27 protein-coding genes, 1 tRNA gene and 1 pseudogene are annotated in these 25,383 nt (G+C 57.1%); 12 read left to right on the top strand and 17 right to left on the bottom strand.

Annotated elements, in window-relative coordinates; all coding sequences use genetic code 11:
• The first annotated feature begins 25 nt into the window (after window positions 1-25).
• Window positions 26-274 carry a TFIIB-type zinc ribbon-containing protein gene (locus N7U68_RS13355; protein ID WP_263047118.1) on the top strand — a complete coding sequence of 83 codons (249 nt, stop codon included), beginning with the start codon at window positions 26-28 and terminating at the stop codon, window positions 272-274.
• 65 nt (window positions 275-339) lie between these two features.
• On the opposite strand, the gene N7U68_RS13350 is transcribed toward N7U68_RS13355, so the two are convergent.
• The 3 genes from N7U68_RS13350 to uvrB all read right to left on the bottom strand — a co-directional run bounded on the left by N7U68_RS13350 (window position 340) and on the right by uvrB (window position 3,571).
• Window positions 340-525 (bottom strand): PLD nuclease N-terminal domain-containing protein, encoded by a 186-nt coding sequence (locus N7U68_RS13350; protein WP_263047117.1) that lies wholly within the window; start codon window positions 523-525, stop codon window positions 340-342.
• Between the two features lie 269 nt (window positions 526-794).
• On the bottom strand, window positions 795-1,361 hold the full coding sequence (locus N7U68_RS13345) for a YbjQ family protein (RefSeq protein ID WP_263047116.1): 567 nt from the start codon (window positions 1,359-1,361) through the stop codon (window positions 795-797).
• On the bottom strand, window positions 1,361-3,571 hold the full coding sequence (uvrB, locus tag N7U68_RS13340) for an excinuclease ABC subunit UvrB (protein WP_165194777.1): 2,211 nt from the start codon (window positions 3,569-3,571) through the stop codon (window positions 1,361-1,363). Before uvrB ends, N7U68_RS13345 begins: the two co-directional genes overlap by 1 nt.
• 262 nt (window positions 3,572-3,833) lie before the next feature.
• Between uvrB and N7U68_RS13335 the strand changes: the two genes are divergently transcribed.
• The 5 genes from N7U68_RS13335 to N7U68_RS13315 all read left to right on the top strand — a co-directional run bounded on the left by N7U68_RS13335 (window position 3,834) and on the right by N7U68_RS13315 (window position 7,056).
• Window positions 3,834-4,709, top strand: a complete 876-nt coding sequence (locus tag N7U68_RS13335) for a hypothetical protein (protein WP_263047115.1) — start codon at window positions 3,834-3,836, stop codon at window positions 4,707-4,709.
• A 54-nt stretch (window positions 4,710-4,763) separates the two neighbouring features.
• Window positions 4,764-4,839 (top strand) — tRNA-Thr (locus N7U68_RS13330).
• A 443-nt stretch (window positions 4,840-5,282) separates the two neighbouring features.
• Window positions 5,283-6,374: an MrcB family domain-containing protein gene (locus N7U68_RS13325; protein ID WP_263047114.1), complete on the top strand. Its 1,092-nt coding sequence runs from the start codon at window positions 5,283-5,285 to the stop codon at window positions 6,372-6,374.
• Between the two features lie 215 nt (window positions 6,375-6,589).
• Window positions 6,590-6,889 (top strand): excalibur calcium-binding domain-containing protein, encoded by a 300-nt coding sequence (locus tag N7U68_RS21070; RefSeq protein WP_373322921.1) that lies wholly within the window; start codon window positions 6,590-6,592, stop codon window positions 6,887-6,889.
• 44 nt (window positions 6,890-6,933) lie between these two features.
• The gene (locus N7U68_RS13315) at window positions 6,934-7,056 is read left to right on the top strand and encodes a hypothetical protein (protein ID WP_263047113.1); all 123 of its coding nucleotides are present in this window, start codon (window positions 6,934-6,936) and stop codon (window positions 7,054-7,056) included.
• Window positions 7,057-7,432: 376 nt separating this feature from the next.
• Here the strand turns inward: N7U68_RS13315 and istB are convergent, their stop codons facing one another.
• Both istB and istA read right to left on the bottom strand, forming a co-directional pair.
• Window positions 7,433-8,161, bottom strand: a complete 729-nt coding sequence (gene istB, locus N7U68_RS13310; protein ID WP_263047112.1) for an IS21-like element helper ATPase IstB — start codon at window positions 8,159-8,161, stop codon at window positions 7,433-7,435.
• On the bottom strand, window positions 8,094-9,659 hold the full coding sequence (gene istA, locus N7U68_RS13305; RefSeq protein WP_263047111.1) for an IS21 family transposase: 1,566 nt from the start codon (window positions 9,657-9,659) through the stop codon (window positions 8,094-8,096). The genes istB and istA overlap by 68 nt, the downstream gene beginning before the upstream one ends.
• A 116-nt stretch (window positions 9,660-9,775) precedes the next feature.
• On the opposite strand from istA, the pseudogene N7U68_RS13300 reads away from it, so the two are divergent.
• A pseudogene (locus tag N7U68_RS13300) lies at window positions 9,776-10,018 on the top strand (ATP-binding protein); the annotation flags it as partial.
• A 250-nt stretch (window positions 10,019-10,268) separates the two neighbouring features.
• Here N7U68_RS13300 and N7U68_RS13295 read toward each other — a convergent pair.
• Both N7U68_RS13295 and N7U68_RS13290 read right to left on the bottom strand, forming a co-directional pair.
• Complete coding sequence (locus N7U68_RS13295; RefSeq protein ID WP_263047110.1) at window positions 10,269-10,985, bottom strand: GIY-YIG nuclease family protein; 717 nt, start codon at window positions 10,983-10,985, stop codon at window positions 10,269-10,271.
• 19 nt (window positions 10,986-11,004) lie between these two features.
• Window positions 11,005-12,150 carry a DNA cytosine methyltransferase gene (locus N7U68_RS13290; protein WP_263047109.1) on the bottom strand — a complete coding sequence of 382 codons (1,146 nt, stop codon included), beginning with the start codon at window positions 12,148-12,150 and terminating at the stop codon, window positions 11,005-11,007.
• A gap of 171 nt (window positions 12,151-12,321) precedes the next feature.
• On the opposite strand from N7U68_RS13290, the gene N7U68_RS13285 reads away from it, so the two are divergent.
• A complete protein-coding gene (locus N7U68_RS13285) occupies window positions 12,322-12,822 on the top strand; it encodes a DUF3489 domain-containing protein (protein WP_263047108.1) in 501 nt (166 codons plus the stop codon).
• Window positions 12,823-13,143: 321 nt separating this feature from the next.
• Window positions 13,144-14,709, top strand: a complete 1,566-nt coding sequence (locus N7U68_RS13280; protein WP_263047107.1) for a reverse transcriptase domain-containing protein — start codon at window positions 13,144-13,146, stop codon at window positions 14,707-14,709.
• Window positions 14,710-14,896: 187 nt separating this feature from the next.
• On the opposite strand, the gene N7U68_RS13275 is transcribed toward N7U68_RS13280, so the two are convergent.
• The 7 genes from N7U68_RS13275 to N7U68_RS13245 all read right to left on the bottom strand — a co-directional run bounded on the left by N7U68_RS13275 (window position 14,897) and on the right by N7U68_RS13245 (window position 18,661).
• Window positions 14,897-15,613 carry a hypothetical protein gene (locus tag N7U68_RS13275; RefSeq protein WP_263047106.1) on the bottom strand — a complete coding sequence of 239 codons (717 nt, stop codon included), beginning with the start codon at window positions 15,611-15,613 and terminating at the stop codon, window positions 14,897-14,899.
• The gene (locus N7U68_RS13270; protein WP_263047105.1) at window positions 15,598-16,383 is read right to left on the bottom strand and encodes a terminase large subunit domain-containing protein; all 786 of its coding nucleotides are present in this window, start codon (window positions 16,381-16,383) and stop codon (window positions 15,598-15,600) included. The genes N7U68_RS13275 and N7U68_RS13270 overlap by 16 nt, the downstream gene beginning before the upstream one ends.
• Window positions 16,373-16,615: a hypothetical protein gene (locus N7U68_RS13265; RefSeq protein ID WP_263047104.1), complete on the bottom strand. Its 243-nt coding sequence runs from the start codon at window positions 16,613-16,615 to the stop codon at window positions 16,373-16,375. Before N7U68_RS13265 ends, N7U68_RS13270 begins: the two co-directional genes overlap by 11 nt.
• Window positions 16,612-17,190, bottom strand: a complete 579-nt coding sequence (locus N7U68_RS13260) for a hypothetical protein (protein ID WP_263047103.1) — start codon at window positions 17,188-17,190, stop codon at window positions 16,612-16,614. The genes N7U68_RS13265 and N7U68_RS13260 overlap by 4 nt, the downstream gene beginning before the upstream one ends.
• A 2-nt stretch (window positions 17,191-17,192) precedes the next feature.
• Window positions 17,193-17,837 carry a hypothetical protein gene (locus N7U68_RS13255; RefSeq protein WP_263047102.1) on the bottom strand — a complete coding sequence of 215 codons (645 nt, stop codon included), beginning with the start codon at window positions 17,835-17,837 and terminating at the stop codon, window positions 17,193-17,195.
• A gap of 169 nt (window positions 17,838-18,006) precedes the next feature.
• On the bottom strand, window positions 18,007-18,381 hold the full coding sequence (locus N7U68_RS13250; RefSeq protein ID WP_263047101.1) for a hypothetical protein: 375 nt from the start codon (window positions 18,379-18,381) through the stop codon (window positions 18,007-18,009).
• 10 nt (window positions 18,382-18,391) lie between these two features.
• The gene (locus tag N7U68_RS13245) at window positions 18,392-18,661 is read right to left on the bottom strand and encodes a hypothetical protein (protein ID WP_263047100.1); all 270 of its coding nucleotides are present in this window, start codon (window positions 18,659-18,661) and stop codon (window positions 18,392-18,394) included.
• 776 nt (window positions 18,662-19,437) lie between these two features.
• Between N7U68_RS13245 and N7U68_RS13240 the strand changes: the two genes are divergently transcribed.
• On the top strand, window positions 19,438-19,632 hold the full coding sequence (locus N7U68_RS13240; protein WP_263047099.1) for a hypothetical protein: 195 nt from the start codon (window positions 19,438-19,440) through the stop codon (window positions 19,630-19,632).
• Complete coding sequence (locus N7U68_RS13235) at window positions 19,625-19,768, top strand: hypothetical protein (protein WP_263047098.1); 144 nt, start codon at window positions 19,625-19,627, stop codon at window positions 19,766-19,768. Before N7U68_RS13240 ends, N7U68_RS13235 begins: the two co-directional genes overlap by 8 nt.
• On the opposite strand, the gene N7U68_RS13230 is transcribed toward N7U68_RS13235, so the two are convergent.
• The 3 genes from N7U68_RS13230 to N7U68_RS13220 all read right to left on the bottom strand — a co-directional run bounded on the left by N7U68_RS13230 (window position 19,765) and on the right by N7U68_RS13220 (window position 22,557).
• Window positions 19,765-20,964, bottom strand: coding sequence for a hypothetical protein (locus N7U68_RS13230; protein WP_263047097.1), 1,200 nt, complete (start codon window positions 20,962-20,964; stop codon window positions 19,765-19,767). The genes N7U68_RS13235 and N7U68_RS13230 overlap by 4 nt on opposite strands.
• Window positions 20,964-21,209, bottom strand: a complete 246-nt coding sequence (locus N7U68_RS13225; protein WP_101461326.1) for a helix-turn-helix transcriptional regulator — start codon at window positions 21,207-21,209, stop codon at window positions 20,964-20,966. The genes N7U68_RS13230 and N7U68_RS13225 overlap by 1 nt, the downstream gene beginning before the upstream one ends.
• Before the next feature lie 187 nt (window positions 21,210-21,396).
• Window positions 21,397-22,557: a tyrosine-type recombinase/integrase gene (locus N7U68_RS13220; RefSeq protein ID WP_263047096.1), complete on the bottom strand. Its 1,161-nt coding sequence runs from the start codon at window positions 22,555-22,557 to the stop codon at window positions 21,397-21,399.
• A 1,616-nt stretch (window positions 22,558-24,173) separates the two neighbouring features.
• On the opposite strand from N7U68_RS13220, the gene N7U68_RS13215 reads away from it, so the two are divergent.
• Window positions 24,174-25,373, top strand: a complete 1,200-nt coding sequence (locus N7U68_RS13215; protein ID WP_308446140.1) for a CaiB/BaiF CoA transferase family protein — start codon at window positions 24,174-24,176, stop codon at window positions 25,371-25,373.
• The last annotated feature ends 10 nt before the right edge of the window (window positions 25,374-25,383 follow it).

Raw genomic sequence — 25,383 nt, 5'->3', positions numbered from 1 at the left:
GCCAACCAACCAAAGGAGAGCCTTGATGAAATGTCCAGTTGACGGCACGCAACTAATGATGACCGACCGCGCCGGGGTCGAGATCGACTACTGCCCGAGTTGTCGCGGCGTCTGGCTGGATCGTGGTGAGTTGGACAAGATCATTGAACGCTCGATCCAGACACCGCCCGAGCTACCGCAGGCGCGGGTCTATGAGGCGTCGAATGATGGCCACCACGGCAAGTCGCACAAGAAAAAGCGCGGTGGGTTCCTAGAGGAATTGTTTGATTTCTGAAGGGGTGAACACGGAAAAAGGGCGCGGTATCCGCGCCCTTTCATTTGGGGTAAATCGCGAGTGTCTCAGGCACGCACGGCGCTGCCGCGTGGTCCTGCAATCAACCAGACGATAAAGCCAAGAATCGGTAGTATCAGAATTGCGAGCGTCCACACGACCTTGGCGGCGGTCGATGTGCCCGAAGTGAGCACCTGATAGATCGCATAGAGGTCAGCGATCAGGATCAGCAGTCCGAAAAGTCCATATTCCATCTTTTCATCTCCGTTCGTTGAGAATGTTCTGTGATATGAACGATTGGAGCGTGCGAATGGTTCCGTATCTGGCGGTTCGTGTCAGGGGGGCTGGTTGAACTGCGTCACCCTCAGTTAAGAATCTCCTACGGCCTGATGGGATCAGCGCCGCGCCGTGGGGTGGCGCTGCAACGCTGATTAGATACGCTATATGCTGGCCAAGTACTTACGCGTTTTGTGAGGCATACATGGATGGAAAAAGCGCCAGCAGGTCGGGACGGTCCGGCGCTTCACGTTTCACCCGCCCGGTCGTCGCCAGCTTCTTCTTTTCTCAGCTCGACCGCTGTGCCGTTGACGACTAACAGCAACATCGTACTCCCGGTGTTGCCTATCTCAAGATAACTCTCTGAAATCCCGACAACAGCATTTGCCCCCATTTGAGCGGCTTGCTGTTTCAAATCTGAATAGGCGTCCTTTCGCATATCCTTAATCGCGTTCTGCATCGTAGCACTTCTACCGCCCACAAAGTTGCGCACACCGATAAAGATATCCTTAAACACATTCATACCAATGGCGATTTCCGCCGAAATTACGGCCAACCGCCTCTTAACGGGCAGATCGTGACAAACCTCTGTGGTCGTGATGACATCGGATTTAAATACCACCGGCTTCTGTATTTTTGTTGATCCAGCACTCTGCTTTTTATAGAATTTTTCCCGGTCGGCTTTCAGTTGCTCTACAGAAACGCCTCTGGCGCTTGCTGCCAAGCTAATGGCATGACATTTTCCGCAGCGACCATTGAATGCCTCTTGTTCGCTGACTTCCTTACCGCATTTAGTACATTTAATACTGCCCATCACCGCCCACGCCGCTTCACATTGCCTCCGCGTTGCCCCGGACGCCCGGCTGTTGACCGCCCGCGCCCCTTGGTCGCCGTCGCCACCGCGTCCTCGACCACCGATTGTCGCGCCAGCGGATCATCAGAGATCGCCAGATCGACCGCCTCCAGTCGCTTGACCTCATCGCGCAGTCGCGCGGCCTCTTCGAACTCCAGATTCTCAGCGGCCTTGCGCATTTCGGCGCGTAGCCCTTCCAGATGCGCGGCCAGATTGCCGCCATGCATCGGCTTTTCTACCTTGGCCGTGACCCGGTTCATATCCACGTCACCCTTGTAGAGCCCTTGCAGGATATCCTCGACATTCTTCTTGATCGTCGCGGGGGTGATGCCGTGCTCTTCGTTATAGGCGATCTGCTTGGCACGGCGGCGGTCGGTTTCGCCCAGCGCGCGCTCCATGCTTCCTGTGATGCGGTCGGCATACATGATCACTCGGCCCTCTGCATTCCGTGCCGCGCGCCCAATGGTCTGGATCAGCGATGTTTCCGAGCGCAAGAATCCCTCTTTGTCCGCGTCGAGAATCGCCACCAATCCGCATTCGGGGATATCCAGCCCCTCGCGCAGCAGGTTGATGCCGATCAGGACGTCAAACGCACCCAGCCGCAGATCGCGCAAGATCTCAATCCGCTCGATCGTGTCAATATCACTGTGCATATAACGCACCCGGATGCCCTGCTCGTGCATATATTCTGTCAGGTCTTCGGCCATCCGCTTGGTCAATGTTGTGACCAATGTGCGGTAGCCATCGGCGGCAACTTTGCGCACCTCGTCCAGCAGGTCATCTACCTGTGTCTCGACCGGCCTGATCTCGACCACCGGGTCCAGCAGTCCGGTCGGGCGGATAACCTGTTCGGTAAACACGCCGCCGGTCTGCTCGATCTCCCACTTGGCGGGCGTCGCACTGACAAAGACAGACTGGGGCCGCATCGCATCCCATTCCTCGAATTTCAGCGGGCGGTTGTCCATGCAGCTGGGCAGGCGGAATCCATGTTCTGCCAACGTAAACTTGCGCCGATAGTCGCCCTTGTACATGCCGCCAATCTGCGGGACGGAAACATGGCTTTCGTCGGCAAAGACGATGGCATGATCGGGGATAAACTCGAACAGTGTCGGGGGCGGCTCACCGGGGGCACGCCCGGTCAGGTAGCGCGAGTAGTTTTCGATCCCGTTGCAGACGCCCGTGGCCTCCAGCATCTCCAGATCAAAGTTACAGCGTTGCTCCAGCCGCTGCGCCTCCAGCAACTTGCCTTCGCCTACCAGCTGATCCAGCCGCGCTCGCAGCTCTTTCTTGATGCCGATGATGGCCTGCTGCATCGTCGGCTTTGGTGTCACGTAGTGGCTGTTTGCATACACGCGAATCTGATCAAAGCTATCGGTCTTCTCCCCGGTCAGCGGGTCGAACTCCGTAATGCTCTCCAACTCTTCGCCAAAAAACGACAGCCGCCACGCCCGATCCTCAAGGTGCGCCGGAAATATCTCAAGTGAATCGCCCCGCACCCTGAAACTGCCGCGCTGAAACGCCTGATCGTTGCGCTTGTATTGCTGCGCCACCAGATCGGCCATCACCTGTCTCTGATCATAGTCGCTGCCTACCTTCAGATCTTGCGTCATCGCGCCGTAAGTCTCGACCGAGCCGATACCGTAGATACAGCTGACAGATGCTACGATGATCACATCGTCGCGCTCCAACAGCGCCCGCGTGGCCGAGTGGCGCATACGGTCGATCTGTTCGTTTATCTGGGATTCCTTCTCGATATAGGTATCCGAGCGGGCCACGTAGGCCTCTGGCTGGTAGTAGTCGTAGTAGCTGACGAAATACTCCACGGCGTTATTGGGGAAAAATCCCTTAAATTCCCCGTAAAGCTGCGCCGCCAGTGTCTTGTTCGGGGCCAAAATGATCGCGGGCCGCTGAGTTTGCTCGATCACCTGAGCCATCGTATAGGTCTTGCCCGTGCCCGTCGCGCCCAACAGAACCTGATCGCGCTCGCCGCTCCGCACACCTTCGCTTAGCTCTGCGATAGCAGTGGGCTGATCGCCCGCGGGGGAAAATTCGGTGACCAATTCAAACCGCTTGCCGCCTTCCAGCTTCAGCCGGTCACGCACATCTGGCGCGGGGTTGGCCAATGCGGCGTCCTGACGAACGGGCTGACTGTCGGAATGGACATAGGACATCGGGCAGGCCTCCTGGGCCGGACATGTAATGCGGGGGGCTGCTCCACATTTGATGTTTTTCACCTGTGGTTCAAGATGCAGACGCCGCAAGGCGTGCCGACAAACCGCATATTGACAGGAATTGTCAGCATGCCGTAGCCATCCTTGTAAATTTCCCCGCTGGAAAAATCACGAAAATCAGTGATTCAGATTTCTTTCAAGACAGCCTATTGTGGCGTGGTGTCGGCTAGATTGGCCGCGCAATGGTACTGACAGGAGCAACATGCAGGTTATCATTCACGCAGGCGCCCATATCACGGACGAAGACAAGCTGATCAAATGCCTGTCCAGCAATCAGGAAATGCTGGCGGAACGCGGTACACAAGTGCCCCACCCGACCAGCTATCGCCGACTTTTGCGCGACGTTCTGCATGCTGGCCTTGATGGCGGCATCTCGCAAGAAACCCGTAGCGTCGTACTGGATGCGCTTGCCCTAGAGGGCACCCCAGAACGGCTGATCCTGTCCAACCCCGGTTTTTTTGGCACGCCGAAAATGGCGGCGTCCGGCGGCAGCTTCTATTCAGCAGCGGCGGCGCGCATCGCGGTCCTGCGCGACATTTTTCAGGGTGATCAGGTCGAACTGTTCATGGGGCTGTGCAATCCGGCGACCTTCCTGCCCGCAATTCTGGCGCAAACCAACTTTGATTCGGTTGACGCCTATCTTGGCGGGACAGCCCCGACGGAGATGCGGTGGTCCGACATGGTTCACCGAATCCGCGAGTCAGCACCAGACATACCGCTCACAGTATGGTGCAACGAGGACACGCCGCTGATTTGGGGGCAACTCCTCCGAGAGATGGCCGGTCTGGACCCCATGGCCCCGGTGATCGGCGAACATGCCCTGCTGCGCGAAATTATGACCAAGGCCGGGATCATGCGGTTCGAAAGCTATCTGCAAGAGCATCCCGGCATGACCGAAATCCAAAAACGCCGCGTGATCGTAGCATTTCTGGATAAATTCGCCGAAGAAGACGCCATCGAAGAAGAACTGGACCTGCCCGGATGGACCGAAGAAGTGATCGACCAACTGACCGATCTCTACGACGAGGACATCTATACAATCGCGCGCATTCCCGGCATCAGCCTGATTGCTCCGTAATCGCGCAACCCACATCTTGCCAAGCGCGCGCATGGCTGCTAATCGGTCCCCGTTGCCCCTATAGCTCAGCTGGTAGAGCAACTGATTTGTAATCAGTAGGTCCGCGGTTCGAGTCCGTGTGGGGGCACCATTTATTTATAAAAATCAATAAGTTAAGAAGTTTTGCGCTGCGGAAAAATTTGCCTAAAATTTCCGGAAGCTTATCGGAAGCCGATTTTGCCGATAGAGTGACCGTTGCTGTAGAATCACGGTTTGGACTATTTGCAACGTCGTGGTTGACTGCCCTCCGCAGTTGCCGACCCAAAGCCGCCTTCCACGCCCCCCCACCGATGCCGCGCAGCAGCTTCACCAGACCGGCCATTTGTCCATGGCAGAGCATTTTCGGAGGATGGAGGTCGGCAAAAGCGGGGCGAAGCTGCCCTTCATTTGTAATCACAATGCTCTTTTGCAAAGCTAGGTCGCGCCAATGGAGGCCAGATCCTATAGAAACTTGATCCGCGAACATATTAGATTGAGCTTGTCATCACACTGAAAGCCCCATGCAAAATGGTGGCAACCAAGAATGGGAAGGCTATGCGCGAAACACTCCGCCGAATCTGCGAACTGCAGCCGGCATACTCCTCCGAGAATACTCCAGAGATGCAAAAGCGTGGCCAGCTTATCCGCCAAAAGCTGCCTGAGGAAGTGCGTGCTCTCCAAGAACCTTTGGCACGGGCGCTAGGGCCATTCGGGCATGATTTCTTTGTTGAAGGTTCAGACGGCATCGGGCGCAAGACAGAGTTAGCATGGACGCGCTTTTGCTCGAAAGAGATGTCACCGCGACCTACAGACGGCTTCTATGTTGTTATACACTTTTCGACCGATGGTTCGGGCGTCAACATTGCTGTCGGATGCAGTTCGTCCAAATTCCACAACGGATATTCAATCGTCTTGCCGTTAGAGGAACTGGACAAACGCTGCGAATGGGCGCGTGGGATCGTCATGGAGGATCGCCACAGCCTAGAGCCCTTTACCGATGCAAATGATTTTGGTGCAAGGGCGAAACTTCCAAAATCCTTTGAGCGCGCATGCGCGCTTGTGAAAAAGATTTCATATGACGACATCCAGGATGACCTCGTGGAGAGGCACTTGATAGAAGCCGCTAAAATGTTGCGCGTGATCTATGCGGCGCAACGACAGGGCAGAGAGCTTTCCCCCGCAGACCAGATCGAGCTTGATATCCTCGACATCACCCGCCCGACCGCCAACGTTCGAAAGGGTCAGGGTTTTGGTCTAAACGCCAAGGAAAGACGGGCGGTGGAGCTCCGAGCGATGGATATCGTTGAGAATTGGCTTCGATCCCAAGGCTACAATCCTAGCAACACGTCAGCTACGAAACCCTATGACTTTCTGGCAAGAAAAGGGGACGAAACGCTATATGTCGAGGTGAAAGGCACGACGAGCGATATCGCCAACGCCATCGCTATGACTCATGGCGAAGTGGCGCTTCATCGCCAAGAGAAGGGCCGAACGGCCATGATGATCGTTACTGGCATTCGTTTGCAGAAAGATGAGAAACACCCGGCAGCCTCTGGTGGAACGCTGGAGGCGCTTATCGGGTGGGATATTGATGAATGGCTCATGGAGCCGACCGCGTTCCGCGTATCGCGCAAGCAGATGACTTAAGCTCAATACCAGCTGATGTCGGCCACAAAAGGTCAAAGGATGTCGATGTGCTTCTTCGGCCCTGAGCTGTCTTTTGTGACGCTGGCAGCGAACGTCGGCAATGAGCCTTTGGTAGGCCATCTTGGGTCTGCCGTGCATTTTTCTAAACCGGCTACTTGCAATCGACAGGACCCTATTGGTACTGGCAATTACAGATACTTTTTGAGGTACACCTTGTGAGCTTGGCTAAATATGCACTCTTTCTTTTTCTCCTTGCCTTACCCATTTCTGTGGGTGCTCAGGATGCGTCATTGTTAGTTCTGAATGAGTTCCAATTGGCGCAGAGCTACACCTGTGGGCGAACTTGCGGAAAGGTGCGAAGTTGTAAAGAAGCAGTCTACCAGTGGTGTGTATGTGGATACACTAGAGCCGATGGTGATAATGACGGCGTGCCTTGCGAAAAACACTGCGGCCAAAGCTCCCGATCAAGCCTTGAGCGCGTAAAGAGCTACAAGAAGGAATTTGGGTGCCGGTGACGGCCCACAGCTGCCGTTCACTACAGGCGCAGCGGATGACCGTTATGCAGTTTAAGCGCGGGAAAGTGACATTGACCGAGACTGCTGCACTTGAATGCTCGACGCTAGTCTTCCAGTTCCTGCTGGTGGTGGGCAGAGGGATCGCTTGGAACGAACACCTGAACTAGCGCCTCCCTGAAAACAGCAAGCAAAACAGTTGAAATAAAGGCCAAGATAATGCCCGCCTTAATTGCAAGGTTCTTTAGCTGTTGAAGCTCTGATTTGAGTGTAACCGTGCCATTGGCACCGCCTGCCTGAGCTTAGGGCTTTGATCTAAGAGACGTGTTTAATGACGTCACTAATGACGTCTCTTAAACGGGGTGTGTTATGCGGGGCGAAATTCTTGGGGCTGAACGGCGGCGTTTCTGGCATGATGTCAATCGGCATTGAAGTTTGACCCCCTATCGGCGTCCAATATTGACCCCCTTGGTGGTGAGCAGGCCCGGCGCTGCGTAGCCCTCACATAGCGCAGCGGCGGCGGGCCTGCGGGGTTTCGGGTTGGCGCTATGCGCGGTTCTTGAAGCGCCAGCTTTCGTTGCCGGTCTCGACGATCTCGCAGTGGTGGGTGAGCCGGTCGAGCAGGGCCGTTGTCATCTTGGCATCCCCGAAGACGCTGGGCCACTCTCCGAAGGCCAGGTTGGTGGTGACGATGATCGAGGTGCGCTCGTAGAGTTTGCTGATCAGATGGAACAGCAATTGGCCGCCGGTCTGGGCGAAGGGCAGATAGCCCAACTCATCCAGGATCAGGAAGTCGAGCCGGGAGATCAGGTCTGCGGTGCGTCCTTGCCGTTCTGCGCGGGCTTCAGCGTCCAGTTTGTTGACCAGATCGACCACATTGAAGAACCGTCCCCGTCGTCCGGCCCGGATGCACGTCCTGGCGATACTGACGGCAAGATGGGTCTTGCCGGTACCGGTTCCGCCGATCAGCACGAGGTTGCGTTGATGATCCAGGAAGTCGCCCGTGGCCAAGTCCCGGATCAGGGTCTCGTTAACCTCGGCGGCCTCGAAGTCGAACTCCTCCAGTTCCTTGGCGAGCGGCAGCTTGGCAATGGTCATCTGGTATTTGACCGACCGGGCTTGCTTTTCCCTGATCTCGGCTGTCAGCAAATCCCCGATGATCTTCTGAGGCTCGTGCTGGCGTTTGACGGCGGTGGTCAGGACCTCGTCATAGGCAGCCCTCATTCCGTAGAGCCGCAGCTTCCCCATCGCATCGATTACGTCGGATCGTTCCATCTGTTTGTCTCCTCAGGCTGTCATATCGGTTGCAGTCGGCAATGGGCTCACAGGCCAGCTTCAGCGCATCCGGTGTGGTGATGGTCAGGGGCGGTGGCGGCTCGCGGTGCCGGGCCAGGATGTTCAGCACGACACCCGCGGAATGGACGTTGTGCGACAGAGCCTCGGCGCAGGCGGCATCAACAGCATCCAGACCATCGGTCAGCACGGCGGCGAGGATATCGACCATCTGCCGGTCGCCGCCCGGCTGGCGTTCCAGTTTGCGCCACACGCGACGGATCGGGAGCGGCAAGTCCCATTCCTTGAAGGGCGCGCCGTTGCGAAGGGCGCCGGGTTTGCGGGCTAGGACGGGGATGTAATGCAGGGGGTCGAAGATGGTTTTGTCCCGCCCGAAAGCCCGCTCATGCTGGCCAACGATTTGCCCATCCTGCCAGCATTCCAGCCGGGCGGCATAGGCCCTGATCTCCACCGGCCGCCCCACGGCACGAGCATCGACCGAGTATCGGTTCTTGTCGAACCGCACGAGGCAAGTCTTGGACACCGAGGCCGGAACCGCGTGGAATCCATCGAACGGGCCGACGTATGGCACCAGGCTCGGACGCTCTTCTTCGAACACCTCCCAGATGGTCTTGTCCCGCAGCTCCGGATGTTTGTTCGCCTTGGCATAGGCCAGGCATCGGTCTTCCAGCCAGGCGTTCAGCTCGGCATAGGATTTGAACTTCGGGCGCGGCACGAAGAAGCGCCGCCGGATCACGCCCACCTGGTTCTCGACCTGCCCCTTCTCCCAGCCCGAAGCTGGCGTGCAGGCAACAGGGTCGACCAGGTAATGGCCGCACATCTGCTGGAACCGCCGGTTATAGGCGCGATCCTTGCCGACGAAGATCGCATCGACCGCCGTCTTCATGTTGTCGTATATCCCCCGGGCGCAAGCTCCGCCGAAGAACGCGAACGCCTTGTCGTGGGCGTCGAATACCATCTCTTGCGTCTCGCGCGGATAGGCCTGCACAAACGGCATCCGGCTGTGGCCCAGGCGCACATGCGCAACCTTCACCGTCGTGGTGACGCCATCGATCAGGACAACCTCGTGGCTCCAGTCGAACTGATAGGCTTCGCCCGGATCGAAGCTCAGCGGCACATAGGCAGCGGCGGAAGCTTCCCGGGTCGCCTTCGACCAACTGGCCGCATAGCGCCGCACCGCATCATAGCTGCCGTCATAGCCCCGGTTGCGCAGCTCTTCGTAAATCCGAACCAGTGTCAGCCGCTGGCGTTTGGGTTGCCGGTCATTCTCGGCCAGCATCTCATCCAGATCGGACCGCCACGGGTCGATCTTGGGGCGGGGTTGGCTGGTTCGATCATAGCTGAACTCCGTCGCGCCTGACCGCACCACCTTGCGCACCGTGTTCCGTGATACCCGCAGCTCCCGGCAGATCTGCTTGATCGGTTTCCTCTGAATGAAATACGCCCGTCTGATCTTCGCAATCGTCTCCACAACCAACATCCCCAACTCGCTCCCTCAAATCCGTCGAGGAAGCTTCTGAACAGAAATATCAGGGGGGTCACTTTTGGACGCCGATTACCCCAATACGGGGGTCAATTTTGCATGCCGGTTCACAGGCATTGCTCTTCCACCTACTCAGTAAGCTCTATGAGCGCACCAGTGTGATCATCACCACCAACCTTAGCTTCTCAGAATGGGCGCAGGTCTTCGGGGATGCAAAGATGACCACCGCTCTCTTGGATCGGCTTACCCACCGCTGCCACATCCTCGAAACCGGAAACGACAGCTACCGCTTCAAGGTCAGTTCTGAGGCAGCAAAGAAAACTGCAAAGGAGGCCAAAACATTGACCGCATCATAGACCACGACGCATAACTGAGGGTGGGTCAAATCTCGGTGAAAATACCGGGTCAGTTCTCAGTGACAATCAACAGGCGGGGGAGAAGTCGTGGCGGATGCCTGCCTATGGCAAAGCTCTTGAACGGCTGGTAGCAAAAGACATGGCCGCTCGCGGTGAGGAACCTGAGACAGTAGGGGAACATACAGCGAAGTGGTCTGACGACGACGTGCCGTTCTAAACTAGGCCCACAAGATATACCGTATTGCAGGCGCTATTCGTCTTCACCATCTTCGACCTCAACTGACGCCTCACCGCCTAGAGCCACGTAGCGCCGCTCTGCGAGCCATTGAAGCCGTTTAGCTTGGGTCAGCAATACCCGACGCAGCCCGCCTTGCACCTTCCGCTCAGATATGACCTGTGCAAGCCGCGAGATGATCAAGGCACGGCGAGCGATACGGAAATCAGGGTGCGACCTGATCTTGTGAACCTCGTTAGAGACAAGTCGATAGCGAAGAGAGGGCGGCTTCGTCACTACTACGGTCGGTGCAGGTGGGTCTTTTTCATTCAGAACCGCTTTGAACGTGCTGCCTGCAATCGCCTCTTGATACACAAGGTCTTCAAGAGCATCTAAATGCGCCTTGGCATCCGCATCAGTTGCGCCCGTTTTCTGAAACTGCGGCAGCGGCCAAACTTCGACCTCGTAAACCTCGAACGGATCAAGAACCGACATAGCAACGGCATCTGTCCTCTGATTTGTCAGGTGTCGCCTAATTCGCGTGCTTACTTTTTCTTTTGTCTGGCCGACGTAAATAGGTTCTCCGTCATAATCGAAGAAAGCATATACACCCCACTTGAATCCGCCAATTACCCGCGGTTTCCCTGTGATGGGATCATCGAATTTCTGGGTTAGAAACTCGGCCAAATTGGACCGAAGATCTTCGGTCTCGAAAGGCGGAAAATTCGTATCGTCGGGATTTCGGTCAACCATGACCGATACTTACTAGAATTCAGGCGACCAAAGCGAGTCGATTCCGCTTCATGATCGGTTCGAAGATCGCCTCGGCAAGGTGACGAACGACCGGAGTGGCAACGCCGTCACCAGCGAGCTTGTAAGCGTCGTTGTAGCGGTCGGGCAGGATATAGGTGTCGGGAAGGCCCATGAGGGACGCCGCCTCGCGTGTTGACAGCAAGCGGGAGCGCACCTTTTTTCCCTCAACCAACATGATCGTTTGACGGCTGGAGCCGCCAGCAGGCGTGCGTAGGCACCCTGCTATCTGGTCAAAGCGCACCTCTGCCCGCTGCCGCTTAATACCGTCGGCGTCCGCGCGTGTGCGCCTGTAGATTGTGCCCACTACCCGCTCCTCACACTGCTTGGCCGCTTCGACCTTCTTGCGGTTGTGGTCGGTCATCATGTCGAGCAGGTATTTGGTTTCTGCTTTCGTGTGCCACTTCACACCCGTCGGCTTGTCTTCGATCAACGCGGCTAGGTTTGTGTTTCGGGCTGGTGGTGTTGGCAGGTTCCACCACTGCCAACGCGATGCTGCTGTTTGAGAAAGCAGGTTGCAGCCTTCAATTAGCGCGGGCGGGTGCCACATCGCGCAGGGACCGTCTGTTGTTTGACCTTCCGGGATCGTCAAGTCGCCCCGAACACCGACCATGAAAAAGCGCGGGCGTGATTGCGGCAGGAAGTGAACCGCATCGACGACGACAGCACCGAATTTATACCCGAGGCCCGAAAACGCAGCGGCAAGTGTTGCGAAGTCGCGACCGCCGTTACTCGTGATCGCCCCATAGACGTTCTCTAGTGCGATGATTTTGGGTCCGCGACCGTCGGCGTGAAGCGAGCGCATCAATTGCCAAAACGGCTTGAACATCCCACTACGCTTGCCCGCTAGGCCTGCACCGTTGCCTGCGAGTGAAAGGTCTTGGCAAGGAAATGAGGCCCACACGAGGTCAGGCGCTCCGGGTAGTTCATCCAGCGTGACCTGAGCAACGTCTTTCAACAACAGTTCCTTGCCGCCATGATGGTTCGCACGGTAACTCGCGGCCTTCTTCGCGTCTATGTCGTTCGCGAACAGGCAATTCCAGTTCGACCCCAGACCAAACCCGGCCATGCCGCCCCCTGCAAAGAAATCGTAGTATGTGTGCGGCATAGTCCCTCCGTCCCTAAATGTTGATTATCTCAAGCCACTATCGGTTGTCCAAGGTTAACATCCGGTGAGCGCTGAAGGCTACGCAAAAAGATCGGTTGAGCAAGAACAAAAGCGGAACTTATGAACGTGTCACCGGGCGCTATGCGCGCCCACATCAACGGAGTGACAGACATGACCTACACCGACATGACCAAAGTCCAACTCGCCGCCCTGATCGACGACATGACCCCGAACCAAATCAAGAAGACTTCCAAGGCCGAGTTGATCGACATGCTCGAACGCCGCGACGCGACGCAGGCCGAGTCACGGGCGCTCGCGCCCAAGGCGGCACCGAAGGCCAAAGCCGCGTCTAAACCCCGCATTCTCGCTGACCGCGTGATGATCGAACCGGGCAAGGCGGAAGACGTGAAAGCCACGAAGGCGGGCAGCAAGCGGCACCTGATGGCCGAGGCGCTGGCGAAGGGTGCTACCATCGAGGAACTGATGGAAACGCTCGGCTGGAACAAGGACACCGTGTCGTCGGCCTTGCGCACCGACATGGGCGCGCTCGGCCTCGGCGTCGAGCGCAAGGCGGGCAAATACTATCTGCTGATGCCCAAGGGCGTGAAGCGCATCCCGGCGCACGACGCCGCCACGAACCGCGCCGCCGCTCTCGTGGCTGCTTGCAAATAGTGCGTCCGACGGGTGTGCGTCGATCAAGCCCGCTTGCAAAAGGTCGGTTATGCGATGCGTGATCCTGAGTTGACCGTTCAGTATCTGGGCGTGTCAAACTCAGTCTCAGATTGACACTGCCCGGCGGGTTTGCTCTTTTACAATTATGGCGCGAAGCCTAGGTGGGGCGTGATCTACCCGGCTCTTATGGGGTCGAAGACGTCCTTTTCGGGAAACTGAATTGGCGACGATGGTTCGAAAGTTCTATCGGATGGTGCGGCGATCTAGGTTGTCGTTTCCCCTTACTCTATGCGCCCCACCGAATAGCTACAGTGGGTTAAAATGCGCAACGAACTCAGGTCGGAAATAAAGCGATTAAGCAAAAAAGCTTTCGACAAAGAGCGAGCGCATCTCGAAAAACAAGAGAAGTACAGAGAAAAGTTCACGCGTCGCACCAATGTCGATGCTACTCTGCCCTCTGTGCGTTCAGCTAGGCCGTTGCATCGACACTTTGACCCCCGACATTGCAAACGCAATGCAAATGTTCTTGCGACCGCTATTTGGCACAAAGTTCTTCGGTACGAATATGATCCTGAGCCTGCATTAGTTTTCCAAATACCCAAGCCGGACGGGACTAGTCGGGACGTTACAGCTTTCGGTATTCCTGACGCCGCACTTGCTAATGTGTTGCTGCGACGGACCCTTGAACGAAATAAGAAGCGACTTTCTCCTCATTCTTACGCTTATCATCCAGACAAGAACGTGTTCGACGCGATCCTTGCACTCAGGGATTTTGATAAAGATGGGAAGCTGTTTGCAGTTCAGATTGATTTCGAAAAGTATTTCGATAATATTCCAGCCAATTACTTGAAAAGGAAAATTTCCGACCGATCTGCGGTCAGTTTGACACCGCATGAGCGTCACATTTTCGAGTCCTTTCTTCACCATCGCTTAGGCGATGCCGAGGCGCATAGAACTCTTACTTTTCGCCGGAAGATCAAAGGAACCCCTCAGGGTTCTTCCTCATCGCTCTTTTTGGCAAATCTAGCAAATCATGATCTCGACCGGAAATTGTCGGCGGAGTCAGGCAAGTTTGTTAGATTTGCTGACGACGTAGTAGCGATCTGTGGTAGCTATGAGGAGGCGCAGCGCCTTGAACGATGCTTTGACCGACATTGTTCTGAAAGTGGTCTGATCGTAAATCGCAAGAAATCTCCGGGTATTGCTGTGATCTCGGATCATCAACATGAAATTCGCACAATAAGTGACTTCACCTATTTAGGGTACGGGTTCAGCGACAAGGGGCTTACGCTTCCTCGAAAAACTGAGAAGAAACTCCAGCAAAAAGTATCGCGCTTAATCAACATATATTTGATTAATTCTCTCAAGTACGGGTTCAATCGCAGGAGAGCCAATCGAAGGTATGGCTATGACTGGGACTTGTTGGGCTTGGTGTACGAGCTTCGCAGAGGATTCTACGGAGGTCTGACAGAGCAAGAGATCCAAGACTTTCTCTACAATGGTAGGCGCCTTTCAAAAATGAGGGGATTAATGGGATTTTATTGCCTTATTGAAGACCCAACCGTTCTCAAAGCTCTCGACGGCTGGACAGTAAATATGGTTCGGCGTGCTAGCGTGCAGCGGCGACACATTTTGAGGACCCAATACCGCCGCAACTGCCCGACTCCTTCTAACGAGGAATTGATTTTGGGAAATTGGATTGCGTCGTCGGCTTGGCGTTCTGGTGATGATGGGACGGATGAGGTTGAAGTCGCTTTCCCCAGTTTGATGCGCGGTTGGCGTGCCGCCAGAAAGCACTTCTTCACGTTTGGCCTAGAGGGAGTGCAAGCTCCAGGTTACGATTCTTCATTTGATGTCTCTATACTATTTGACGCTTTTGATTACTGACTTATGCGGCTCGATCCGCCGCCGAGCAGCGCGGGTCTAAGGCGCGTTGCGGGCTGGCAGGCGCAACGATGCCCAAAATATCGGGACGCCCGTCAGCGGGCGATTTTCCGGGGGTGTTTGTCCGCGTCTCGTGCGCTTCGTCGGGCGACGGCAGGCGCAACGGGCACGAGCGCGACGACAGCGCGGGTTAGAACCAGCCTTTCAGGGTCGAGACGCGGATATTCTGCGGCACGAGATACTGCGATGCGAAGGCCGCGACGATCAGAGCAATCCCGGTGTCGCTATGTCCTGATGCGTTGCGGGACTGCGTGATGATCTGATTTCCAGCGGCTGTGGTCTGCGTCGTGAAGGAGGCCAGGTCTTCTTCGATCTCCGACCGCAGGGGCAAGTCATGCGCGAACTTGAGGTCGCCCGACGCGAACAGCACGGCGAGGTTTTCGATCATCAGGGTCTTGGACGCGTTGACGTAGCGCCCGGAGCGCCGCCACTCCTGACCGCCCGTCATCTGCACCGCCGTGTGATCGACGGATTGCTCGAACATCATGTCCGAGACGACCCGCCCGATGGATGTTCCGTCGATGATCAATTCCGACTTGCCGCCGAAAGGCGGCGCGTTGCGCAGGCGGATCAGGTAATCGACCACATCGACATAAGACACGCCCCGGAACTTGTCGGCAAAGACGACGGTGCGTTCGCGTGGTCCAAGGACGACGCGGGTGCCGTTATAGATCGGCAACTGCTGGTCTTTCAGGACCACCGCCGACGAGAAGTCGTTGGCTTGCCCAAGGTCTGCGCCGACGAAGTATCTGACAAATCCGGTCACTCTCTCGATGGCCGGGTCCATGTTGGTCTCGTTGATCACGCGCCCATCGGGCATGTGAACCAGATTCAGAACCTCGGACATATCGCGGCCTCCTGTGATGTGGCGTTCTCGATGGCCGAAAGATCAAAGTATGAAAGCCCGTCTGACAGGAACTCGCACAGCACTTCCTGTCGGAAGCGCGTTGCCGACAATTGCTCGCGCAAGCGTTCAACGCGGGATGCAAGGCGCGGGATCGACGTGCCGGGCACCTTGATGCGGTGGACGTTTGCCTTCGGTTCGAGGAACAATTCGGCGAAAAGGTTGTGCTTCCCTGCGGGTGTCGATGCGTAGAATATCTTTCCGTTGTCCTTAAGCATCGGCAGGATCGAGACGACGACATCCTCGCCGCCGTTCTCGCCGGAAAGATATGCCATCTCGTCCACCAGAAGCAGGTCGGCGGTATAGCCCCTGATCGTCGCGCCCGATGCAGGCACGGCGATGAAGCGGCCACCGTTCGAGGTTTCGATCTCGGTCTGGGTGGCGCGTTCGACGATCAAGTCAGTCGCACGGAGATATGCTTGCACCTTACGGGTGATCTCGCGGGTTTGACGTTCAGCGGGAGCGACGCAGATGGTAGTGCCGCCATTCTTCAATTCGCGGATACCGCGTGTCGCAAGAACGCAGGATTTGCCCGCCTGCCGGCACACGAGAAGCGCGACCGTCTGCGCGTTCGATGTGATTGCCTCGACCTGCCAAGGATCGACGCTTTCGGCATCCGGGATTTCCTGCCGCAGGAAGTGCAGCATTTCAGCGGCAGGGTCCAAGTCGCGTTCGACGAGGCTGCACCAGTCCTGTAGGGCGTCAAACGGCATCGCGACGCTCGGCAAGGCGCATCAGATGGCATTGGGTGCAATCACCGTGCTCGTTGCGCGGCGAGACGTGTCCGCGTTTACACGCCTTGCCCGTGAAGAACAGCTTGCCACCCTCGGCCAGCATGACGCTCCGACAATGCGGCAGGCGCACCCAGTCGCGATTGCCCGCTTTCGTCGCAGCAGCGACACGACGCCAGTAGGAGTGCCAGCCTTCGAATGTGCGATGGGTCATAGCGCGCCCCCTTCTTCGCGCGTCACGGACAGGACTTCGTGACGCATTCGGCGCAGCAGCGGTTCGCGGGCTTCTGGGACTTCTTCCACGACCTCATTCAGGATGCGGCGCAGCGTGACCCATTCTTTCGATTCCGCGAGGGACACGTTGACCGTCAAGTTGGTGGCGAGCTTGCCCTGCATGGTCGCAATGTCGCGCAACACCTTGCGCAGGCCCTCCATCGCCGTCAGCGCGAAGGCATCGTCTTCGTTCTGCTCTGCCTTCGTGATCAGCCGTTCGACCCGCTTCGCCAAGGACTCGTAGGTCATGGCAACGTCCATGCGGTCCTGATTGATCACCTCCGTGTCGGCCTTGATGGTGTCGATCCGCGATTCCGCGAGGATCGAGCGGCGCATTTCTTCCGTGATCTTGTCGTCCCGATACCGCTGCACCGTCGAGTAATCGACGCCAAGGCGGCGCGCGATCTCGGCCAGTGGACGACGCTCCAGAACAATGTCCTTGATGATCTCGTTCTTGTCCGAGCGCATGTCGATGATGGCTCGACGCCCGGAGAACTTGTTTCCGCCTTGTGCCATGATCAGGACTCCGCGTTCGCGGCTTTCTCCATCAACTCGAACTTGGTCCGGGCGTGGGGCGGCAGGTCGTCCGCGGTGCGGAAGGTCTTGATCGTGTAACCGTCTTGCTCGGCTCGCATCCGGCGACCGACGATACCCTTGCCCGTTTCCATGTCGGCACGGATGTAGCGGACGCGCTCGTGGGTGTCGTCGAAGGTGAACGTCTTCGACTGAACAACATCGCCCTGGCCTGTGTTACGGATGGTCGGATCGTCGCCGTCGTCGATCACGGTCAGCGTCGCGCCAGCCTTCTGCGCTGCCTCCTTCGCCACTGCATACTTGCGCGGGTCGCGGGCGTCCTCGCGGGTCAGGCTGTGCGCGGGGCGCACGCCTTTGGGATACCAGTTGCCATCGGCGTCCTTTTCGAGATTGGCCGCGCGCATCTTCCGCTCGCGGGTTTCCTCGTTCACCACGTCGATCAGGGTCTTCTTGGGCGGCTCATTCTTGGCCGCTTCGAGTTGGCGCTGCACGTCCTTCTTCTCGTCCAGCACGCGGCTATTGAAGGCGTGCAGATCGTCGAGGCGTTTGGCTTGGTCGGTGACAGTTTCGGTGAGGGTCTGAACCTGCTGCATGAGGGCTTGCAGGGCGGCGGTCGTGTCGTCAGGCATCTGATGCTCCTATGTCCATCCGAAATTGAGCGCGGCATCGGGACGCCGCGCTCAATCCGGTTTGGACAGAAGGAGCGACGCACCGTTGCGCTCGTGAGGTCAATTTATTGGGGCCGACAGGGCTTGTAGATATCCAGAACGAGGTGCTGATCGTGTATTTCAGGTCTCGCTAAGCGGCCTGCCGAGGTTGCTTGAGGGCGTGCCAACGCTCCCGCAGGCGTTCGACGGCTGCCGCGTGCCGTTCGAGGGTGGCAGGGGTCGCGTCGGGCGTGGGAGGGGCGAAGTCGTCGCCGTCCATCATCGCACGAACGCGCGCGGCCAGCACATCGCCGTCCCAGCCGATCAGGGCGCAGAGGGCGTTGCGGTGCTGCGCGTATGCGCCCGCCGTGTCGGTAAGGAAGGTGATGGCTTGATCTTGATCCGACTGCGTCGTGAAGGAGGCGTTGCTCTCCGTGCGGACGGTCACGAACAGGTCGCGGTAGGCCTGCATGAGGATCGCCGTGACCAAGGCCGCTTCGGGCGTGCGGGGGAGGTCGGGCAGCATCGCTGGGGCGTCAGGCGTTAAGCTGGCTTGCGATGGGCATGACCCAGCGCCACGGAATATCGACGTGGCCCGGCCCGGACGTGACGCGCACGCCGCTGTCCGTGGGATAAACCATGTAGTCGGGCGTCTGATCGACAGGGGCCGTGCTGGGGTCTGTCGCAAGGGCTGTCAGTTGGTCGCCCAAGCTGGCCGCGTTGGCGACGCGCAGGGTTGTCGAATTGGCCGTCGTGGTGACGGTGATCTTCGCGGTCGAGCCGCTGATCGCTGCTTGGTAGGTCAAGGTGTGGTCCTTCTGCGATGTGCGCGCCCAAGGGGAGCAGGATGCGTCGGACCTCCCTTGGGCGCGCGGTTTCATCACAGGGTCCGACAAATGATGCGTATCACCTCGCTTCGGGGCGGATGCGGACAGAACGAGGTGTTGCCGGGGGAATGTTAGATGCTGGAAGGCATTCGACGATCACACCGCAGCAGCGCCCCAGAGACGCGCGTTATCGGTCGTCGGGCATAACTGGTGTCGGAATTGACCAAGACGACCGCGTGTGCCTCAGCAGATCGCGGCTCTGGCACGTTGTCGGGCGATAGCGTTGGCTGAATGTGCGTTGGCGCGGTCGATCTGCGGATATTCAAGTGACCTATTTGGTAGGTCTTTCGCCTATGTTGCAAAGCGCGTTGCAAAAACCGACTAACCGCTTGAGCAATAACGGCAGAACCACTGATTATTTATCACAAGGGCTGATTTGCACTGTTCAGTTGCGAACGGCTCGCAACAAGCGGTCGGAGATTTCGAGGGGAGATAGGCAGGTTCAAGAATGAGCACCCTGCGCCCTTCACAACGCACACGCATGCGCGTGCATGAAAAAATGATGATGAGATTTCCAAGACCTGTTTCGCAAAATCTCATCATCATTTTTTTATGCACACATACACGCGCACGATAATCGCAGGCCTTCCTGACCAAAGACCTACAACTGAGTTATTCCAACCTTGATCGTTGGTGGCAGCATCACCAGCCGCCCCTGTATATTCAGCGCACACGAACAACGGAGACGGCGAGCGATGCCCAAGCCCAAGAAACCCGAAGTGACCCACGCTCAGCGCGTCGTCGATATGCTTCAACAGACGGACAGCGCACTGAGCAATCTCGGCGTCGCTGACAATGTGCTGCGATGTACCTCCTTCGCAGCCCGCGAAGTTGTCAAAGAACTGATACGCCGAAACCTCATCTGCCAAAAGGACCCGACCAATGGCTAAAGAACACGCCCACCGCCTCTACGCCGAAGGCATCGACCTCGACACCATCCGCCGCTGGCTCATGCCCAAGACGACCCGCAAAGAGTGCGACGATATTCTCGCCGCACTCCCGCGTCGCGTTGACTGCGCAGCCTAGCGCAATTCGCCGAGCCGCTTCTCCGCCGCTGTCAGTTCGATCTGCGCTGTGGCACGGTCCTCAGCCTTGAACGCACTCTGAGTGTCGAACCGCAGTCGCTTGATCTTGGAACGCAGTTCATCGACCTCGCGCTCATACTGGCTTCGCCCGTCGCCGTCTTCGATCAGCCCGCGCATGAACAGCACCGTTCCTGGATCCCAGCCGCGCGTTTCGCGCTTGTTCGGCGAACGCCATTCCTCGCCGTCCTCTGACACCTCGACGATCTCATGGCTGAGCGCTACCGTCCGAAAGTCGGCATTCCAGTAGCGTTGATACTTGACCCGATACCAGAGGCCGTAAAGCTCCTCATTGATGTTCTTCGGGCATTCCTCGTTCTCTGGGCCACCCCACCGCTTTACCTCGAACCACGGCGCTGCATCGAAGTCGGGAGCGATGCTTGGCAATGCGTTCGGATAGCCCGCCTCATGCATGTCGTCGAAGGCTTTCACGAAGTCACTGCGGTACATCTCGTCGTGCGTGTCGTCCATCTTTCGCAGCGGGTCTTGAGGGTCCGCAAGATCAATCGGGCGCGCGTGATAACGATACGCCTTCATGCTCATGTCCACGAACAGATCGCGCGCATCCTCGACCTCCATGCCCTGCTCGACGACCTTGGTGTAGATGTGAGAGTCGATGCTGCGCGCCGTTTTCTGGCCCTTGGAATCCATCAATTCAGCCGCGAGTGACGCATACTCAGCCCTCTCTACCGCCGCCATCAGCCGCGCCCACCAATCATCGACAGCAGCCTTGACCTCGGCCACCTTCGCCTTGCCCATCGGTCGGCCCGAGAACCACGCGTTGAAGGCGCTCTGCGACGCAGACACCTGCAACACGTCGAGCCACCAAGGTGCCGTTGCGATCTGCTTCATCCAGTCCTGTAGCCCATCGTCTGGCGGGCCGTCGTCAGGAAGGTATTTTCTCGGATGGGATACCTGAGCACCCCAAAGGCTATGCAGTGCATCGACGATACCCTCCCAGACCTCCTTGCCATTCAGCGCGCGATTCCAAGAACTGTAATCCTTGGCCTCGTCGAACAGGTCTTCTTCAAAGTCGACGTTGCACAGATCGACGATGCGCTGCTTCTTGATATTGAACGCCATCAGCTGGGCGGCATAGCCCTTGCCGAATTTTGCGGTGACTCTTTCCTCTTTCGCCATCACCCGTGCCCCACTTCTTTCTGCTTCGCCCACGCCATCACCTCGTGCAGGTCGTAGCGCACTGTCCTTTGGCTGAAGTAGATGGCTGGCGGCGCGTCGCCGCGCTCCTTCATGTCATAGAGCGCGCGTTCCGAGATTTGCAGGAAGTCGCAAACCTGCAAGGGGGTCATCATGCGGGGATGGGTTAGTCGGGTTTCGAGTTCTTCAAGGCGCGACTCGATTGCGCACAGTTGGTCCTGAGACATATCAACGGTTCCTGCTGTCCGGTCGTGAACAGGTGGGCCATGTTGCGCTCTTCGCGCCCGTTGATATTTCGGCTAAGCCCTCATGCTCAGGCGCCGATCCCCTGAGCAATATGCTGACACCCGCCACTGTGGCGCGCGGCGTCTCACGACGTTGCATTGGTGCACCTTCAACTTAGTGCAGGCAGGGTTAAGAAACAATGTCGAAAGAAGGTTCTACCTTAATCCGCTGCAAGACGACCTTTTCGATTTCCGCAGGCGCACGGTGATTACCCATCCGTTTCATGTATTTCATCAGCATGTCGTTACCTTTGCCGCCCGACACGTCGCCGCGTAGGTAGTGGATCACGTAGTCGGGCAGGAACGCCTCCGCGCCCGCCTGCATGAAGTGCCGCCGGGTGTCGTGCTGGCTCAAGACCGGAACCTGCTTCCCGTCGATGGTCGTGGACAGCACGTCGAGCTGGTCGATATGCCCCGTCTTGGAATGTGCCGGAAACACAAAGTCGGAGTCGCCCGCGCGGATCGCCGTCAGAGCGCGAGCCACCGTGTCACAGACGGGCAGCGTGCGGGCCAGCTTGTTCTTCATCTTCGGCAGGTGGATCGTGCGCATCTGGAGATCAATCTGATCCCAGCGCAGTGAACGGACGTTGCCCGCGCGAATGCCAGTGAACAGCATCAAGACCCAAGCCGTGCAACGCAGGGCGTTGTCCATGCCCATGATCGCCTCCCACATGGGCGACCAGTCGTCCTCGTCGAGGCCGTGCGCGTTGCAGGCGAGGGTCCACTTGGTTTCCGTCTCGCCCGAACTCGGCGCGCGCACCTTCTTGCCGGATACAGGGTTCGGAACGTTCGCGTAGTTGAAGGCTGAGCCGAGGGCCGTGCGCACATGGCGGGCCGTTGCCTTCATGCCGTCCTTTGCGAGACCGTTCACAACGTCCTGCACGCGGGCGGAGGTCACGTCGGCAACATGCAGTTTCAGGATGTCCGGGGCGTGGCGTTCCAGCTTGGCCGTCATGTCGGCGCGGTGCTTGTCAGACATTGACCCCATTGCCTGCGAAGTTTCGCAGTGCTTCTCCCAGCCGTCACGCACGGTCGTAATGTCCGGGCTGGTTCGCACCTGTGTCGTCTTGGTCTCGCCCTGTTTGCTCGCCTGCGAGGCGTCCATGTCGGGGAACGCGCCGACCTTGATCGACTTCACTTTGCCGCCGACGCGCTTCTTGAGATACCACGTCGAACGCCGCTTCCCAACGTTCAGATACAAGCCCGGAAAGCGGTCGCCATCGTGACGATACATGCCCGGTGGGGCTTTCAGGAGTTTCGCGTTCTTGGTGAAGTCGATTGCAGCGGTCATCTATCCATCTCCGTTTTTTGCAACGTTTTTTGCAACAGACCATTTCACTAAGGCGCATTCTGGCGCAGTGTCAACCGACTGATTATCGTTGCAAAATTAGGATAACCGCATGTAATTGCTGGTGAAGCGCACCAACGTGCGCCAACTGTATAAATATGAGTTTGTGATTTGTAATCAGTAGGTCCGCGGTTCGAGTCCGTGTGGGGGCACCAAAATTTCAGATATTATCGTTATATCTTGTATGCTTGCTCTGGACCGGTGCGGATCGTCCACCCTTCTGCCCAGACTTTGCTAGTTGATCTTTGTTAGAAGTTCGCTTGCAGCTTAGCTCCGATTGCGGTCAGCTTTCGGCCCTGAGCGGACTATCGACCTCCCGGTCAACGTTGCGGCGCAGCGTCCGCGAACAGGCCTTCGATAGCATCGCGCAGCGTGGTTCAACATGCCATGGTTCGCAGTTCGGGACTATGCTGTCTTTTCGCCATGGACTAAGTACGCGTCATGATTAGACATATCAGGCAAATCTTTGGTTGCTCTCATTTCATTTGCAGGCTTGCCGGGGACTGGTAAGAGCACAATCTCACGCGCACTCGCGATGAAGGCGGGTGCAGTATATTTGCGGATTGATGAGATCGCGCCGCGATCTGGGCGATAAACCCTCGCCGGGATATTGCCCCGGAAAGTTACCATATCGCAGCGGCACTTGCGGTCTCGAATCTTGAATTGGGGCATGCGACAATTGTCGACTGCGTAAATCCTGGGAGATAACACGCGAGATATTCGCTGCTTCCGCGAAACGGTCCAAGGCGAGGTTTCTTGGCGTTGAAACCATTTGCTCTGACCCGGTGACGCACCGGGCAGGGGTCGAAGAGCGCGAAATAGATGTGCCCAGCCTCGAAAACTACTGGGGGCGGCGCGGCTGGAAGCTTTGCCGCTCCGCGCTGCGCTCCTTCGCAGCCATTCGTCGCACCAATTTACGCTGCAGCGTAGCATCATTAAAGCTTACGTTGATCAACACACCAGCGCACGCAGTAGTGTAAACGATTAACAAATTAATGATGATACCAGATTATGATTGATCTACCCGCGACCCGACTGGTTGGGTCGGGTTTTAGGCTTTTTTAGCAGCATATTTTGATTTCTGGTGGACGCAACCGCCGTAACTTACCTGTTCTCAGGTGCGGGATGTAATCAAACGCTTACTTTCATTCCAGAGAATGGATCGCACCATCAAACCGCGAGTGCAAAAACCTAGCAAAAGAGGTCACGGCGATCGCGGGGGAGCCACCGAATATCTCTTGCGCGATTATCAATAGATATTGCGCCCGCACGAGTTCAACGTGTTTATGGGCGACAAGAAACCACCGCTACTGAGCTGCAGCCAAAACCATCAAGATTAATCGGATTTGGCAGTAGCCCTAGGAAGCCCTAGGGCGGGTCAGAATGACCATTTAGTTTTGATTGAGCGGCTTCTACAACAGACGGGACCGTCACTCGTCATTCGGCTGTGGAAACCCTTTCAAATTCGAACAGAAATCGACCTAGAAGAGTGATTTGGCCGACGCTAAAACGTGGCGAGCTAGTACTCTGCCACACCAACTAAGAAGGGGCCTGACGTCATGACACCTCAGCAACAAGGCGCTTTGTCAGGAATGACCGTTCTCGACCTGACAACAGTGATTATGGGACCATACGCAACCCAACTCCTGGGCGATCTGGGGGCTGACGTAATCAAGATCGAAAGCCCAGATGGCGATTCAGTTCGCTACCACACACCGCAACGTGGCACCGACATGGCCGGCTTCTTTCTGGACCTCAATCGGAACAAGCGAAGCGTCGTTCTCGATTTGAAACGCAACGATGCCCATGAGGCGCTGATGAAGCTCGTCGCGCGCGCGGATGTCGTCGTTCATAATATGCGTCCACAGGCCGTCGCTAAACTGGGGCTGGGTTTTGACAAGCTGGTCTCGGTCAAGCCCGATCTCATCTATTGTGCCGCCGTCGGCTTCGGCTCCGATGGCCCCTATGCCACACGCGCGGCCTATGACGACACCATTCAGGCGGCGTCGGGACTGGCGTCTGTGATGGGCCGTCAAAGCGGTGTGCCGTCGTTCGTCCCCAGTGTTGTATGTGACAAGGTAGCGGGGCAAATGGTTGCAAATTCGGTTTTGGCAGCATTGTTGCATCGCGAGCGGACGGGAAAAGGACAATCCGTAGAAATACCGATGTTCGAAGCGCTGGTATCGTTCAATCTGGTCGAGCATATCGGCCCCTATGCCTTTGAACCCGCACTCGACAAACCGGGCTGGAAGCGTGTGCTGAGCCCGGCACGTAAACCCTTCAAGACGAAAGATGGCTATGCCTGCCTATTACCTTATTCCGACCGGAACTGGCGTGATTTCCTTAGCTTTATTGGGCGGCCAGAATTGATAGACGATCCTAAATTCAAAACCATGCCTGAAAGAGTTCAAAACGTCGATGAATTGTACCTCATCGTCGAAAACTCTGCGGCACGGTTTACCAATGCAGAGTGGATGGAGTTTTGCAACGAGTCCAGTATCCCGGCGATGCCGGTTATCAGCTTAGAGGATCTCTGGCAGGATGAGCATCTGAACAAGGTCAACATGTTCTCCGTGCGCGATCATCCCTCCGAGGGTCACTACAAAAGCGTGCGCCATCCAGTACGTTATAGCGGAATGACCACAAGCATACGCCGCGACGCTCCGAAGCTGGGAGCAAATACCCACGAAGTACTCGGCGGTCTGGGCTACGATGCCGCTGATATCGACGCGCTGAGCGGACAAAAATCTCGCAAATAGCAGCCCTGCA

This window comes from Roseovarius pelagicus, from assembly GCF_025639885.1.
Classification (GTDB): domain Bacteria; phylum Pseudomonadota; class Alphaproteobacteria; order Rhodobacterales; family Rhodobacteraceae; genus Roseovarius; species Roseovarius pelagicus.
This window is presented reverse-complemented; position numbering and strand designations above follow the sequence as displayed.

Coding starts and splice junctions, on each gene's coding strand:
- N7U68_RS13240 (WP_263047099.1), top strand. CDS start 19,438: ATGCCCAAGCCCAAGAAACCCGAAGTGACCCACGCTCAGCGCGTCGTC.
- uvrB (WP_165194777.1), bottom strand. CDS start 3,571: ATGTCCTATGTCCATTCCGACAGTCAGCCCGTTCGTCAGGACGCCGCA.
- N7U68_RS13255 (WP_263047102.1), bottom strand. CDS start 17,837: ATGCCTGACGACACGACCGCCGCCCTGCAAGCCCTCATGCAGCAGGTT.
- N7U68_RS13355 (WP_263047118.1), top strand. CDS start 26: ATGAAATGTCCAGTTGACGGCACGCAACTAATGATGACCGACCGCGCC.
- N7U68_RS13220 (WP_263047096.1), bottom strand. CDS start 22,557: ATGACCGCTGCAATCGACTTCACCAAGAACGCGAAACTCCTGAAAGCC.
- N7U68_RS13295 (WP_263047110.1), bottom strand. CDS start 10,985: ATGGTTGACCGAAATCCCGACGATACGAATTTTCCGCCTTTCGAGACC.
- istA (WP_263047111.1), bottom strand. CDS start 9,659: ATGTTGGTTGTGGAGACGATTGCGAAGATCAGACGGGCGTATTTCATT.
- N7U68_RS13315 (WP_263047113.1), top strand. CDS start 6,934: ATGCAGTTTAAGCGCGGGAAAGTGACATTGACCGAGACTGCTGCACTT.
- N7U68_RS13290 (WP_263047109.1), bottom strand. CDS start 12,150: ATGCCGCACACATACTACGATTTCTTTGCAGGGGGCGGCATGGCCGGG.
- N7U68_RS13345 (WP_263047116.1), bottom strand. CDS start 1,361: ATGGGCAGTATTAAATGTACTAAATGCGGTAAGGAAGTCAGCGAACAA.
- istB (WP_263047112.1), bottom strand. CDS start 8,161: ATGGAACGATCCGACGTAATCGATGCGATGGGGAAGCTGCGGCTCTAC.
- N7U68_RS13230 (WP_263047097.1), bottom strand. CDS start 20,964: ATGGCGAAAGAGGAAAGAGTCACCGCAAAATTCGGCAAGGGCTATGCC.
- N7U68_RS13350 (WP_263047117.1), bottom strand. CDS start 525: ATGGAATATGGACTTTTCGGACTGCTGATCCTGATCGCTGACCTCTAT.
- N7U68_RS13265 (WP_263047104.1), bottom strand. CDS start 16,615: ATGACCCATCGCACATTCGAAGGCTGGCACTCCTACTGGCGTCGTGTC.
- N7U68_RS13325 (WP_263047114.1), top strand. CDS start 5,283: ATGCGCGAAACACTCCGCCGAATCTGCGAACTGCAGCCGGCATACTCC.
- N7U68_RS13235 (WP_263047098.1), top strand. CDS start 19,625: ATGGCTAAAGAACACGCCCACCGCCTCTACGCCGAAGGCATCGACCTC.
- N7U68_RS13250 (WP_263047101.1), bottom strand. CDS start 18,381: ATGCTGCCCGACCTCCCCCGCACGCCCGAAGCGGCCTTGGTCACGGCG.
- N7U68_RS13270 (WP_263047105.1), bottom strand. CDS start 16,383: ATGCCGTTTGACGCCCTACAGGACTGGTGCAGCCTCGTCGAACGCGAC.
- N7U68_RS13260 (WP_263047103.1), bottom strand. CDS start 17,190: ATGGCACAAGGCGGAAACAAGTTCTCCGGGCGTCGAGCCATCATCGAC.
- N7U68_RS13285 (WP_263047108.1), top strand. CDS start 12,322: ATGACCTACACCGACATGACCAAAGTCCAACTCGCCGCCCTGATCGAC.
- N7U68_RS13335 (WP_263047115.1), top strand. CDS start 3,834: ATGCAGGTTATCATTCACGCAGGCGCCCATATCACGGACGAAGACAAG.
- N7U68_RS13215 (WP_308446140.1), top strand. CDS start 24,174: ATGACACCTCAGCAACAAGGCGCTTTGTCAGGAATGACCGTTCTCGAC.
- N7U68_RS13280 (WP_263047107.1), top strand. CDS start 13,144: ATGCGCAACGAACTCAGGTCGGAAATAAAGCGATTAAGCAAAAAAGCT.
- N7U68_RS13225 (WP_101461326.1), bottom strand. CDS start 21,209: ATGTCTCAGGACCAACTGTGCGCAATCGAGTCGCGCCTTGAAGAACTC.
- N7U68_RS13275 (WP_263047106.1), bottom strand. CDS start 15,613: ATGTCCGAGGTTCTGAATCTGGTTCACATGCCCGATGGGCGCGTGATC.